Annotated in this window: 12 protein-coding genes; 7 read left to right on the plus strand and 5 right to left on the minus strand. The window is 57.3% G+C overall.

Going from position 1 to position 12,894, the window contains the following annotated elements; genetic code table 11:
• Positions 1-98 precede the first annotated feature (98 nt).
• Positions 99-1,931, minus strand: coding sequence for a dihydroxy-acid dehydratase (ilvD, locus tag ACR0L9_RS18425; RefSeq protein ID WP_170515512.1), 1,833 nt, complete (start codon positions 1,929-1,931; stop codon positions 99-101).
• Between the two features lie 104 nt (positions 1,932-2,035).
• On the opposite strand from ilvD, the gene ACR0L9_RS18430 reads away from it, so the two are divergent.
• The 4 genes from ACR0L9_RS18430 (at position 2,036) to ACR0L9_RS18445 (ending at position 5,009) form a co-directional block, all read left to right on the plus strand.
• Positions 2,036-2,593 carry an XRE family transcriptional regulator gene (locus ACR0L9_RS18430; RefSeq protein ID WP_170395136.1) on the plus strand — a complete coding sequence of 186 codons (558 nt, stop codon included), beginning with the start codon at positions 2,036-2,038 and terminating at the stop codon, positions 2,591-2,593.
• 14 nt (positions 2,594-2,607) lie between these two features.
• Entirely contained in the window at positions 2,608-2,877 is a 270-nt protein-coding gene (locus ACR0L9_RS18435) for a CBU_0592 family membrane protein (RefSeq protein ID WP_170395139.1), read from the plus strand.
• Between the two features lie 93 nt (positions 2,878-2,970).
• Positions 2,971-3,825, plus strand: coding sequence for a 3-mercaptopyruvate sulfurtransferase (sseA, locus tag ACR0L9_RS18440; RefSeq protein WP_480896370.1), 855 nt, complete (start codon positions 2,971-2,973; stop codon positions 3,823-3,825).
• Positions 3,825-5,009: an amino acid aminotransferase gene (locus tag ACR0L9_RS18445; RefSeq protein WP_480896371.1), complete on the plus strand. Its 1,185-nt coding sequence runs from the start codon at positions 3,825-3,827 to the stop codon at positions 5,007-5,009. Before sseA ends, ACR0L9_RS18445 begins: the two co-directional genes overlap by 1 nt.
• A gap of 71 nt (positions 5,010-5,080) precedes the next feature.
• On the opposite strand, the gene ACR0L9_RS18450 is transcribed toward ACR0L9_RS18445, so the two are convergent.
• Entirely contained in the window at positions 5,081-6,403 is a 1,323-nt protein-coding gene (locus ACR0L9_RS18450) for an ammonium transporter (protein WP_480896372.1), read from the minus strand.
• Positions 6,404-6,436: 33 nt separating this feature from the next.
• The gene (locus ACR0L9_RS18455; RefSeq protein ID WP_039541190.1) at positions 6,437-6,775 is read right to left on the minus strand and encodes a P-II family nitrogen regulator; all 339 of its coding nucleotides are present in this window, start codon (positions 6,773-6,775) and stop codon (positions 6,437-6,439) included.
• Between the two features lie 257 nt (positions 6,776-7,032).
• Here ACR0L9_RS18455 and ACR0L9_RS18460 point away from each other — a divergent pair, with 257 nt between their 5' ends.
• Positions 7,033-9,219, plus strand: coding sequence for a PBP1A family penicillin-binding protein (locus ACR0L9_RS18460; protein ID WP_170567467.1), 2,187 nt, complete (start codon positions 7,033-7,035; stop codon positions 9,217-9,219).
• A 57-nt stretch (positions 9,220-9,276) separates the two neighbouring features.
• Here ACR0L9_RS18460 and leuB read toward each other — a convergent pair whose 3' ends face one another.
• Positions 9,277-10,380: a 3-isopropylmalate dehydrogenase gene (gene leuB, locus ACR0L9_RS18465; protein WP_170515495.1), complete on the minus strand. Its 1,104-nt coding sequence runs from the start codon at positions 10,378-10,380 to the stop codon at positions 9,277-9,279.
• A gap of 91 nt (positions 10,381-10,471) precedes the next feature.
• Between leuB and ACR0L9_RS18470 the strand changes: the two genes are divergently transcribed.
• Entirely contained in the window at positions 10,472-10,999 is a 528-nt protein-coding gene (locus ACR0L9_RS18470) for a redoxin domain-containing protein (protein ID WP_480896373.1), read from the plus strand.
• 6 nt (positions 11,000-11,005) lie between these two features.
• Here the strand turns inward: ACR0L9_RS18470 and ACR0L9_RS18475 are convergent, their stop codons facing one another.
• Positions 11,006-11,899: a LysR family transcriptional regulator gene (locus ACR0L9_RS18475; protein ID WP_480896374.1), complete on the minus strand. Its 894-nt coding sequence runs from the start codon at positions 11,897-11,899 to the stop codon at positions 11,006-11,008.
• 83 nt (positions 11,900-11,982) lie between these two features.
• On the opposite strand from ACR0L9_RS18475, the gene ACR0L9_RS18480 reads away from it, so the two are divergent.
• The gene (locus ACR0L9_RS18480) at positions 11,983-12,888 is read left to right on the plus strand and encodes a sugar nucleotide-binding protein (protein ID WP_480896375.1); all 906 of its coding nucleotides are present in this window, start codon (positions 11,983-11,985) and stop codon (positions 12,886-12,888) included.
• Positions 12,889-12,894 lie beyond the last annotated feature (6 nt).

The following is a 12,894-nucleotide window of genomic DNA, read 5'->3' on the forward strand; positions in this document are numbered from 1 at the left end:
GCCGCGCAATGCGCTGCGCCGGACCCAAATTCCGAAAGTGGAATCGGCGCAGCCGATTCCATGTATCGGGTGCGGGAGTGTTCGCTCACCCGCAGTGCTTAGACCTGACGGACGGCACCTTTTGCGGCACTGGTCGTCAATTTGGCATAGGCTTTTAGCGCGGTGGACACTTTACGCTTACGTGGTGCAACGGGCTGCCAGCCCTTCTCGTCCTGCTCTTCGCGCCGCGCGGCCAGGTCTTCGTCGGAGACCGCCAGATGGATGCTGCGGTTGGGAATGTCGATTTCGATCGTGTCGCCGGTTTTCACCAAACCGATCTCACCACCTTCCGCTGCTTCGGGCGAGACGTGGCCGATTGATAAGCCCGAGGTGCCACCCGAGAAACGACCGTCAGTCAGCAGCGCGCAGGCTTTGCCCAGTCCCTTGGATTTCAGATACGAAGTCGGATACAGCATTTCCTGCATTCCCGGCCCACCACGCGGGCCTTCGTAGCGGATCACCACCACGTCACCTTCCTTGACCTTGCCGGTCAGGATGTCATTGACAGCCTGGTCCTGGCTTTCGCAGACATAAGCTGAGCCTGTGAATTTCAGGATGTTCTCATCCACACCCGCAGTTTTCACGATACAGCCGTCGCGCGCAATGTTGCCGAACAATACCGCCAGACCGCCATCCTGGCTGAATGCATGTTCTTTCGAACGGATCACGCCGCCTTCGCGGTCAGTGTCTAGCTCCTTGTAGCGGTTCGACTGGCTGAAGGCTTGTGTAGTACGCACGCCGCCGGGCGCCGCTTTGAATAGGTCCTGAGCCTTCGGGTTGTTGGCGACTTTGATGTCCCAGTTGGCAATTGCTTCGCCCATGGTGCCCGAATGCACTGTATGGCAATCCTCATGCAGCAAGCCTGCGCGGCTGAGTTCACCGAGGATCGAGAAGATGCCACCAGCGCGATGGACGTCTTCCATGTGCACGTTTTCGATGTTGGGCGCGACTTTGCACAAACAGGGCACTTGGCGGCTCAGGCGATCCATATCAGTCATGGTGAAGTGCACTTCGCCCTCGTGCGCGATCGCCAACAAGTGCAGTACCGTGTTGGTCGATCCACCCATTGCGATATCCAAGCTCATGGCATTTTCGAACGCGTCGAACGTGGCGATTTCACGCGGCAGGAAGCCTTTCTCGTCCAGATCATAGTGGCGCTTGGTGATCTCGACGATGCGGCGACCGGCCTCTAGGAACAGCTCTTTCCGGTCGGCATGGGTGGCTAGAGTTGAGCCATTTCCTGGCAGCGCCAGTCCCAGTGCTTCGGCCAAACAGTTCATCGAATTCGCGGTAAACATGCCCGAACACGACCCGCAGGTAGGGCAGGCGTTTTCCTCGATGTGTTGAACCTGTTCATCGGTAAATCGATCATCCGCTGCGGCAACCATCGCGTCGACAAGGTCGATCTTCTTGGCGTCCAGATCGGCGATGTCGATCTTGCCCGCCTCCATAGGTCCACCCGAGACAAAGATCGCAGGGATGTTCAGACGCATGGCCGCCATCAACATGCCGGGCGTGATCTTGTCGCAGTTCGAGATACAGACCATAGCGTCCGCGCAGTGGGCGTTAACCATGTATTCAACAGAATCCGCAATCACCTCACGCGAGGGCAGCGAATACAGCATCCCGTCATGGCCCATGGCGATGCCGTCATCGACCGCAATGGTGTTGAACTCTTTGGCGACACCGCCAGCGGCCTCAACCTCACGCGCAACCATCTGTCCCAGGTCCTTCAGGTGGACGTGACCGGGTACAAACTGGGTGAACGAGTTGACGATGGCGATGATCGGTTTGCCGAAATCGTCGTCTCCCATACCGGTGGCGCGCCACAGGCCGCGAGCACCGGCCATGTTGCGGCCATGGGTGGAGGTTCTGGATCGGTACATTGGCATGATGCTGTATCCCTATTGCCCAAACTGCGATATTGGGTGTGTACGTTATAGCGCACGTATCATATGTACGTTATAACGCACAAGGCAAATCGCAGGGCGCGGGTATGGAATCGGACGAACTAACGCTAAAACTAAGGGATGTGCGGGCGGCATCCGGGCTGAGCCTGTCAAAAGTCGCGGAACTCACCGGGGTCAGCAAAGCTATGCTGGGCCAGATCGAGCGTGGCGAATCAAGCCCGACCATCGCGACCCTGTGGAAGATCGCGAAGGGTTTCCAGCTCCCGCTGAGTGCTTTGATTGGTACTGCTGCAATGCGTGACACGACAGATGCCGATGTGTTCAGTACCGTGAGATTTCCAGGAAGCATCGAAGTCAAGATTGTCTTTCCTTTTGATCCCGCATTGGGGGCCGAAACATTTCATGTCGAGTTGTCACCCAATCAAAGCCACGAATCTCCGGCCCATGCAGCAGGCGTAACCGAAGAGGTTTTTGTTCTGAGCGGAGCTTTGGACGTGCTGCGAAATGGAAACTGGGTTCCGCTACAATCCGGTCAAGGGTTGCGATTTTCTGCGGATGTGCCGCATGGATACCGCGCTGGTGATCAGGGAGCTGCTTTTCTAAATATGCACCACTATTCGCAACCAGCGGAAGTTTCAGAATAGGAAAGCCCCATACAATGACCGCACTACTGGACAGTTTGACCGTCGTCGATGCCATCGGCTCATTCGGGGCTTTGATCGTTGTTGCGGCATATTTTGCGACCCAGATGCGAGTGATGAACTCGGAGGATCTGGCCTTTCCGCTGGTGAATCTTATCGGTTCGGTGCTGATCGTGTTCTCACTGCTGCAGAACTTCAATCTGGCGTCGATGCTGATCGAAGGCTTCTGGATCATCATCAGCGTTATTGGGATCATCCAGTATTATCGCCTGCGTCGATTGCGATAAATCCAGTGTGGTCGGGACGCTAGCGCTATCCAGCCTTGAACCTGCATCCTGCCAAGTATAGGGAAAACCCAAGCTCGCTTAGGGGAGGCATAGATGCAGGACGATCCAAAAACCCTCGTTTCTACCGAATGGCTTGCCGCACATCTCAAGGATCCGGATCTAAGGATTCTGGATGGGTCGTGGTACCTGCCGCAGCAAGCGCGAGACGCCAAGGCAGAGTATGACGCTGCCCACATCCCTGGTGCGCGGTTCTTTGATATTGATGAGATATCCGACCATCGTTCTGACCTGCCGCATATGGCACCTCCGGTCGAGAAGTTCATGTCGCGCCTGCGCGCGATGGGCGTTGGAGATGGCCATCAGGTCGTGGTCTATGACGGTGCGGGGCTGATGTCGGCGGCGCGGGTCTGGTGGTTGTTCCGTCTGATGGGACAGGACAATATTGCCGTTCTGGATGGTGGATTGCCCAAATGGCAGTCTGAAGGGCGCGAGATCGAAGACCTGCCCCCCATTATTCGCGACCGTCATATGACGGTGCGGGTTCAGAACCACCTTGTCCGCGATGTGACGCAAGTTTCATCAGCCGCGAAGCTTGCGGATCACGAGATCATCGATGCCCGCTCGGCGGCCCGTTTCGTCGGGACCGAAGCTGAACCGCGCGAGGGGTTGCGCTCGGGTCATATCCCAGGCTCGCGCAACGTGCCTTTTGGAATGCTGTTGAACAAGAATGGCACGATGAAGTCGCCCGAAGACTGCCGCGCGGTTTTCGAAGATGCCGGCGTCGACTTATCGAAACCCGCGATCACATCCTGTGGCTCTGGTGTGACTGCCGCAATTCTCAGCCTTGCATTGGAACGCATGGGCAAGAAAGACCACGCGCTTTATGACGGCTCCTGGGCTGAATGGGGTGCCTTCCCAACCCTGCCCGTCGCAACCGGAGAGAACTGATGTTCGAGAACCTTAAACCGCAGCCAGCAGACAAGATTCTGGCATTGATGCAGATGTACCGCGACGACCCACGTGATCACAAGATCGATCTGGGCGTTGGCGTCTACAAGAACGCCGAAGGGGTCACTCCGGTGATGCGCGCGGTGAAAGCAGCTGAAAAGCGTATTCTCGAAGAGCAGGAGAGCAAGGCTTATACCGGTCTGGCTGGTGATCCAGCCTTTGCGGACGCGATGATCGACTTGATCCTCGGAAATTCTGTCCCGCGTGGCAACATTGCAGCCGTAGCCACCCCCGGTGGTACCGGAGCCTGTCGTCAGGCGTTTGAGATGATCCGTATGGCCAACCCCACCGCGCGTGTTTTCGTGTCGAACCCCACATGGCCAAACCATTTGTCGATCCTGAACTATCTAGGGATCGAGATAGTCCAATACCGTTATTTCGACGGAGAATCGCGTGGCGTCGATTTCGACGGTATGATCGAGGACCTGAAAACTGCCAATGCAGGCGACGTGGTTCTTCTGCACGGCTGTTGCCACAACCCAACGGGTGCCAACTTAAATATGGTGCAATGGCAAGAGGTCGTGAACCTGATCAACGCACGTGGCCTCGTCGCAATGATCGACATCGCCTATCAGGGCTTTGGCGACGGTCTGGAAGAAGATGCGCAGGCAACCCGTCTGGTAGCATCGTCAGTGAAGCGCTGCCTGATCGCGGCGTCTTGTTCGAAGAACTTCGGCGTCTACCGCGAACGCACCGGCCTGCTGATGGCGATCAGTGACGATCCGGCACAGACTGCACTGAACCAGTCTACGCTGGCATTTCTGAACCGCCAGAACTACTCATTCCCGCCTGATCACGGCGCGCGGGTGGTGACGACGATCCTGAATGACGATGCTCTGCGGGCAGATTGGGCGACCGAATTGGAAGATGTCCGCCTTTCCATGCTGGGCCTGCGTCAGCAACTGGCTGATGAGCTGCAGAGCCTTAGTGGATCGGATCGATTTGGATTTATCGCCCAGCATCGCGGCATGTTTTCGCGACTGGGTGCCGCGCCAGAACTGGTTGAAAAGCTGCGTGCCGATCACGGCATTTACATGGTCGGTGACAGCCGCCTGAACATCGCTGGTTTGAACGCCAATACTGTGCCCATTCTGGCGCAGGCGATTGTAGATGTCGGCGTCTGAGCGATATCTTTGAATGAAGGAAAACCCGGGCGCGAACGCCCGGGTTTTTTTTGTTTTTACTTGGTTGGCTATTAGCCCTTGGAGAATTCCGGATACGCTTCCATACCCAGTTCAGCCATGTCGAGGCCGTTGATCTCGTCCTCTTCGCTAACACGGATACCTACGGTGGCCTTCAGGATCGACCATAGGATAAGAGCAGCACCAAAGGTGAAGACACCATAAGCAATGATCCCGGTCAGCTGAGTGATCAGGCTGGCTTCGCCATAGAAGATCACGGCGATGGTGCCCCAGATGCCAGCGAACAGGTGGACCGGGATGGCGCCGACTACGTCGTCGATCTTGAACTTGTCCAGCATCGGAACCGCGAAGACCACGATGATACCGCCCACAGCACCGATCCACAGAGCGCCGAACAGGGTTGGGGCCAGCGGCTCAGCAGTGATCGACACCAATCCCGCCAGCGCGCCGTTCAGCACCATGGTCAGGTCGGGCTTTTTGTACAGCAGCTGTGTCATGATAAGGGCGGCAACGGCACCGGATGCAGCAGCCATGTTGGTGTTGGCAAAGATGCGCGATACGTCCGAGACATCTCCTACAGTGCCCATCGCCAGCTGCGAACCACCGTTAAAGCCGAACCAACCCAGCCACAGGATAAAGGTACCCAGAGTGGCTAGAGCCAGGTTCGAACCAGGCATCGGGTGCACTTTACCGTCCTTGTACTTACCGATACGCGGCCCAAGGATGAGAGCACCTGCTAGAGCCGCCCAGCCACCGACCGAGTGCACGATGGTCGAACCAGCGAAGTCCGAGAAGCCTGCTTCGGACAGCCAACCACCACCCCACTGCCACGAGCCCGAGATCGGGTACATGATGCCGGTTAGGACAACAACGAAGGCAAGGAAGGGCCACAATTTGATCCGTTCAGCCACCGCACCGGACACGATCGAGGCGGTCGCTGCGACAAAGACCAGTTGGAAGAAGAAATCCGAACCGATTGAGGCGTAGTCAAGCGCCGCAGCATCTGCACCGACACCCACTGGGTCAAGCACGGTGGTCGAGAAGAACGGGCCCAGCCAGCCAGAAATGGTCCAACCATCACCGGGGTACATCAGGTTGAAGCCGATCAGCCAGTACATGATCGCGGCGATTGAAAACAGCGCGATGTTTTTGGTCATCTGCATCGCGACGTTCTTTGACCGCACCAGCCCGCCTTCGAGCATGGCAAAGCCTGCAGCCATGAAGAACACCAGGAAACCGCCCATCAGGAACAGCAGCGTGGTGAAGATATATTGGGTGTGTTGCGCGGGCTCTCCGGTAGCGGCCTCTTGCGCAAGACCCATCTGCGGCAGTGCGACGATCGCAGCGGCAGGGATGAGATATTTCATCAGGTTCATTGTTAGTCCTCGAGTGATTGTGAGTAAGCGCGCTTAAAGCGCCTCTTCGTTGGTTTCCCCGGTCCGCACGCGCAGGGCTTGCTCGACATCGAGGACGAAAATCTTGCCGTCACCGATCTTGCCGGTCTTGGCGGTTGTGGTGATGGTTTCGACGATCTGGTCGGCCATGGTGGCGGGCACCACGATCTCAAGCTTGATCTTGGGAACGAAATTCACGGCGTATTCAGCACCGCGATAAATCTCGGTGTGACCCGATTGCGAGCCAAACCCTTTGATCTCAGTCACCATCATGCCGCGCACGCCTGCATTGGTCAGTGCTTCGCGCACCTCCTCAAGCTTGAACGGTTTGATTGTCGCAATGATCAGTTTCACGTCTTTCCCCTCTACTACTCCGGGCGGCCCGGCATTTTGCACCTGCAGAAAAATGCGCGACAGAGGTTCAGATGGAACGTTTTCGGGGGGTAAATGAGGGTAAAAAATCAGCAATTATGCACAATTTTTGCACAAAACACACTATTTGGTGAAAATATAGGCAAACTTGTGAGGGGAAATACGGGTATTTCACACCTCTACATGGCCGTTCCGGCGGGGTATGGTGCCCCAAAAGCATAACCGGGCAGAGTTTGAGCATGACTGAGTCCAACCGTCGCAAATCGCGCCTTGTCGCGGATAAAAGGTACCCGTCCAAAGGTCGAAAACCTACGGCGACCAAGCGGGTTGCAAAACCTGCTGGTAAGAAGTCGACGGCCCGAAAAGCCGCTCCGCGCAAAACGGCGCGGAAGAAAACGCGGCGCAGTTCTGGTGGGAAGGGCGGTGGCATTTTCCGCCGGCTGTTCCGCTGGCTCTGGCGCATAATTTGGGGGATCACTTGGAGGGTCGGCGCAGTGGCGGGGTTGCTGTTGGCGCTGGCGGTGGGTGTTGTTTACACCTCATTGCCGGATGTCGATGCCCTGCTTGATGGGCGGGCACGTGGTTCGGTGACCTTGCTGGATCGCGACGGCAAGGTCTTTGCCTGGCGCGGCGATCAGTTTGGCGGCGTGATTACGGCGGATACAGTTTCGCCGCATCTCAAGAACGCCGTGATTGCAACCGAGGATAAACGGTTCTACCGCCATTTCGGCGTCAGCCCGCGCGGTGTCGCCAGCGCGGTACGCATCAACCTGAGCGAAGGACGTGGACCGCTGTCTGGTCACGGTGGTTCAACGATCACCCAGCAAACCGCGAAACTTCTATGCCTGGGTGTGCCTTATGAGCCCAGCGAATGGGAGTCTGAGGCTGCATATGAAGCCGATTGCCGTCAGGGTTCGCTATGGCGCAAGGCGAAAGAGGCAGTTTATGCCATTGCGATGGAGGTCAAATACTCCAAGGATGAAATTCTGACGATCTATCTGAACCGCGCCTTCCTCGGTGCGGGAGCCCGCGGCTTCGAGGCCGCCAGCCAGCGGTATTTCGGTATTTCGGCAGCCGAAGTGTCTCCGGCCGAGGCGGCAATGCTGGCAGGTCTATTGGTGGCCCCGACACGCTATGCGCCAACGAACAACCTGCAACGTTCACAAGATCGGGCACGTTTGGTGGTTGGGCTAATGGAGACTCAGGGCTATCTGAGCAGCGCGCAGGCCAGCGAGGCCCGCAGCCGTCCGGCGCAGTTGTCCGAGGCCGCTGCCGCGCGTGCTGGTGGTTACTTTGCCGATTGGGTCATGGCCAGTGGGCCTGAGTTTTTCACACGTAACACAACCGAGGACGTGGTGATCCGAACCACACTGGATCAGCGCATTCAAACGTCGGCGGAAGAGGCGCTTAAATTCATCTTCCAGGAGAAAGTGCGCGAAGGGTCCAAAGCGCAGGCCGCTATTGTGGTGATGTCAGCGGATGGCGCGGTTCGAGGTATGGTCGGTGGGCGCAAGACTCGTGTTTCGGGGGCGTTCAACCGGGCTACGCAGGCTCTGCGTCAAACGGGTTCGTCGTTCAAACCGTTTGTCTATGCGACGGCCTTGGAGTTGGGATATTCACCGCTGGACACGGTGATGGATGAACCAACGTGCTGGAACATCGCAGGTTCAGGTCAGTGGTGCCCGAAGAACTACACCAATAAGTTCTATGGCCGGGTGACATTAGCAGATGCGTTGAAGAACTCGTTGAATATTCCCGCAGTCAAAGTGGCGGATATCTCGGGGCTGGATAACGTGCGCACGGTTGCCAGTGGTTTTGGCCTTTCAAGCGATCTGGCCGAGGGCCTCGCGCTGGCGCTCGGCGCATCGGAAAGCACGCTGATAGAGATGACGGGCGCTTACGCTGGTATCCTGAACGGCGGTTCAGCGGTGGAACCCTATGGTCTGACCGAGTTGAAGCTGCTTGGTGAGACCGATCCAGTTATGATCACGACAACCGGTATTGGTGAACGCGTCATCAACGACAAGGCCGCCAAACAACTGACCTGGATGATGGAGCGTGTGGTCTCTGAAGGTACGGGTGGGCGCGCGAAGCTGCCGGGCTGGCAGGTGGCGGGCAAGACCGGCACGACCCAGGCCGCGCGGGATGCCTGGTTTATCGGATTTACTGCGGACTACGTTACAGGCGTTTGGATGGGGTATGATGATAATACGCCGTTGTCAGGTGTCACGGGTGGAGGCTTGCCGGCGGAGATATGGAAAGAGACCATGCTGCGCGTGACAGAAGGGATGACGCCCACGCCGTTGCCCATGCTGGCGCCGGACCCACCGGTCAGAACCGCGCAGCCGCAGCAACAGCGCCGTAAGAATCAAACCGGTTTGGACCGTGCGATCAACAACCTACTGAACAACATCTTCGGAAACTGACCAACAAAAAAAGGCGGTGCGCTGGGCACCGCCTTTGATGTCTGAATGATCGTAAGATCAGACGCTTTCGTCTAGCGCTGCCAGAATTGCATCACCCATTTCGCTGGTCGAAACCGGCTCAACCCCTTCTTCAGCCAGCAGGTCAGCCGTGCGAACGCCGTCGGCCAGAACCTTCTCGATCGCGGTTTCCAGACGATCCGCTTCGTCGCCCTGGTCAAAGCTGTAGCGCAGTGCCATGGCGAAGCTGAGGATACACGCAATTGGGTTGGCCTTGCCTTGACCTGTAATGTCCGGGGCCGAGCCATGAACGGGTTCATACATGGCCTTAGGGCGGCCATTCGCCATCGGTGCGCCCAGCGAGGCAGACGGTAGCATGCCCAAAGACCCGGTCAGCATCGCTGCGCAATCGGATAGTACATCTCCAAACAGGTTGTCGGTGACGATCACGTCAAACTGTTTGGGCGCGCGCACAAGCTGCATCGCGCCGTTGTCTGCATACATGTGTGACAGCTCGACCTCGGGGTATTCCTGTCCGACACGTGTCACGACCTCGCGCCAAAGAATACCCGATTCCATCACATTGGCTTTTTCCATCGAGCACAGTTTCTTGTTCCGGCGCATCGCCAGCTCGAATGCCGAACGTGCGGCGCGTTCGATCTCGGATTCAGTGTAGCGCTGGGTGTTGATGCCAACGCGTTCATTGCCTTCCTCGAAAATACCGCGCGGCTCACCGAAATAGACGCCCGAAGTCAGCTCGCGCACGATCATGATGTCGAGGCCAGCGACCACATCCTTCTTCAGCGACGAGAAATCCGCCAGCGCGTCGAAGCACTGAGCTGGGCGCAGGTTGGAGTACAGGTCCATTTCCTTGCGCAAACGCAACAGGCCACGTTCGGGCTTCAGGCTGAAGTCCAGATCGTCATACTTAGGGCCGCCAACCGCACCCAGAAGAACCGCATCAACCTCTTGTGCTTTGGCCATGGTTTCGTCCGACAGGGGCTTCCCGTGCGCGTCATAGGCAGCGCCGCCGACCAGATCCTCGCTCACGTCAAATTGAAGACCGCGATTGGCGCCGAACCAATCGATGATTTTGCGCACTTCGGCCATAACTTCCGGGCCAATTCCGTCTCCGGGCAGGATGAGGAGCGAGGGGTTGGACATCGACAGTCTCCTTGCGTTTTGTCGCACAGGCCCTAGCGTTTGCGGCGCATCGGGTCAATGAGACGAACCCATCAAATCACGAGGAAACCACATGCTGACACCCGGAAATCCGGCCCCATCGCTAAAAATCGAAACAGTAAGCCATGGCACCTTTGATCTTGAGCGCGACACTGGTGAAAACGGAACGCTGGTGATTCAGTATCGTGGTCTGCATTGCCCGATCTGCGTTCGCCAATTGGGTGAGGTCGAGGCTGCGCTGGATGAATTCGCCGAGCTGGGGATTGAGGTGATCATGATCACCACGGATACCGACGAACGTGCGGCCGAGACGGTTGAGAAGGCCGGAGTGTCGAAGCTGCGCGTAGGATACGGCCTGTCCATGGCCGACGCGCGGGATGTCTGGGGTCTGAACATCTCGGTGGCTCGTGAAGGTAGCGCCGAGCCAGCGATGTTCGCTGAGCCGGGACATTTCTATATCAAACCTGATCAGACCCTCTATTACGTCTGGCAGCAGACAACGCCTTTTGCGCGACCGCCGATGTCGGACATCGTCGGCGGTTTGAAATTCACCTTGGCCAATAACTATCCTGCGCGCGGCACTTATACCGGCGCGCTGTAGGCGATTTTAAAGCCGGGCCTTCAACCTGTCGGCCAGCAGATCCCAGACTCTGCGAATGCGCGGGGTCTGTCGCATCGCCTGAGGGGCAGCCAGCCAGACCGGCAGCACCGGTATCTCGACATCAATATCTAGCACTTCGACCAGAGGATCGGACTGCGCGATGCTGAGTTGGCTGAAGCCCACCCCACACCCTGCGCGGATCAATTCCCAATAGGCAGTCTGGTTGTCGCATCGCGTGGCAAAGCTGTCCCGGCTGGCAGGCCAGCCCTTGTTCCGCATAGCGGTGATAATGTCTTCATTGGTGTCAAATCCCACAAGGTCGTGCTGCATCAGCTCTGTCGGCGTTGTTGGTCGCCCCGCACGATCCAGATAGCTTTGGGCGGCGCAGAAACACAGCGGAACCTCACCGATATGCTTTGCCACGATGTCGACCTGTTCGGGGCGATACATGCGCACGGCAATATCGGCTTCGCGGAACAGCAAGTTTTCGCTGGCATCCGAGGCGACCAGATCAAGCTGAATCGCCGGTTCTGCCTTACGGATTGCGGCAAGTATCGGCGGCAACAGGTGATGCGATACAAATACCGAAGCGGTGATCCTGACCGACCCTTCCAGCTGTTGCGCCTGACCCGCTGCCGTCAGCCCCAGGGCATTGACTGCGCTGTACATCTGCTGCGCCATTGGCAGCACTTGCTGCCCCACCTCGCTGAGCGTCAGTCCACGCGCGTGACGATCAAACAGCGAGACCCCCAATTCTTCTTCCAGCGCATGCACCTGACGTCCAAGCGTCGGCTGGCTGCGACCCAATTGCTTTGCGGCTGCGGATAGTGAGCCGGTTTCGGCAACCGCCAGAAAGCTTTGAACTAAGGACCAGTCGGATAGTTGGAGTGTTTTAGCCATTCAAAAACGCATACATAATCTGCGATTTTTCGCAATTTCCAAAACATCGTGAATGAATAGATTGATCCGGAACGGAGGGATCAATGCCACAAACGGTACTTATTCTCGGGGCCACCGGTCGATTTGGCCGCAACGCTGCAAGAGCCTTTTCGGATGCGGGATGGATTGTGCAAAAGTTTGATCGACGCAGGGAGGAATTGCGCGCGGCGGTACATGGAGTAGACGTCATAGTGAACGCCTGGAACCCGCTTTACCCCGACTGGGCGGAGCAGGTGCCAGAGTTGCATCGTCAGGTAATCGCCGCTGCATCAGAGCGTGACCTGACGGTCATTGTCCCGGGGAACGTTTATGTTTTCGGTGCGGATACGCCCGGCCCCTGGTCGACCAGGACACCGCATCTTGCGCGAAATCCGTTGGGACGCATTCGGATCGAGATGGAAGAGGCTTATCGTGCCTCGTCGGTTCGGACCATCATGTTGCGGGCAGGTGATTTCATAGATACCACGGCCTCTGGCAATTGGTTCGATCAGATTCTCATCAAACACTTGCGGCGCGGGCGCTTTGTGTATCCCGGCAATCCGGATATCGCGCATGCTTGGGCCTATCTGCCCGATTTAACTCGCGCTGCAGTGGAATTGGCAGAAATGCGCAGCCTGCTACCGCGTTTCAGCGATGTCCCCTATGCTGGATACACCTTGACCGGCAATGAAATGGCATTGGCGCTTTCGCAGGTTGTGGGGCGTGAGCTTACCCTTAAACAGATGGCGTGGTGGCCCCTGCAACTGGCCCGCCCGTTCTGGCGGATGGCACCGCATTTGCTTGAGATGAGGTATCTATGGAATACTTCTCACCGGCTGGACGGACGCCTCTTTGATGCTCTGCTACCGGAATTTGCGCAGACCGACCTAAATGATGCGTTAAGGAACGCCGTGTCTGAACCTGTGCAATATGAATCCCGCCAGCGACTCGGCACAGTCATACGGTCATGATCGAAG

It is taken from the genome of Ruegeria sp. I3 (assembly GCF_056532525.1).

Bases quoted from the DNA above. Each gene is read 5' to 3' on its own strand.
- ACR0L9_RS18445 (WP_480896371.1), top strand. From the start codon at position 3,825: ATGTTCGAGAACCTTAAACCGCAGCCAGCAGACAAGATTCTGGCATTG.
- ilvD (WP_170515512.1), bottom strand. From the start codon at position 1,931: ATGCCAATGTACCGATCCAGAACCTCCACCCATGGCCGCAACATGGCC.
- ACR0L9_RS18475 (WP_480896374.1), bottom strand. From the start codon at position 11,899: ATGGCTAAAACACTCCAACTATCCGACTGGTCCTTAGTTCAAAGCTTT.
- ACR0L9_RS18435 (WP_170395139.1), top strand. From the start codon at position 2,608: ATGACCGCACTACTGGACAGTTTGACCGTCGTCGATGCCATCGGCTCA.
- leuB (WP_170515495.1), bottom strand. From the start codon at position 10,380: ATGTCCAACCCCTCGCTCCTCATCCTGCCCGGAGACGGAATTGGCCCG.
- ACR0L9_RS18430 (WP_170395136.1), top strand. From the start codon at position 2,036: ATGGAATCGGACGAACTAACGCTAAAACTAAGGGATGTGCGGGCGGCA.
- sseA (WP_480896370.1), top strand. From the start codon at position 2,971: ATGCAGGACGATCCAAAAACCCTCGTTTCTACCGAATGGCTTGCCGCA.
- ACR0L9_RS18460 (WP_170567467.1), top strand. From the start codon at position 7,033: ATGACTGAGTCCAACCGTCGCAAATCGCGCCTTGTCGCGGATAAAAGG.
- ACR0L9_RS18470 (WP_480896373.1), top strand. From the start codon at position 10,472: ATGCTGACACCCGGAAATCCGGCCCCATCGCTAAAAATCGAAACAGTA.
- ACR0L9_RS18480 (WP_480896375.1), top strand. From the start codon at position 11,983: ATGCCACAAACGGTACTTATTCTCGGGGCCACCGGTCGATTTGGCCGC.
- ACR0L9_RS18450 (WP_480896372.1), bottom strand. From the start codon at position 6,403: ATGAACCTGATGAAATATCTCATCCCTGCCGCTGCGATCGTCGCACTG.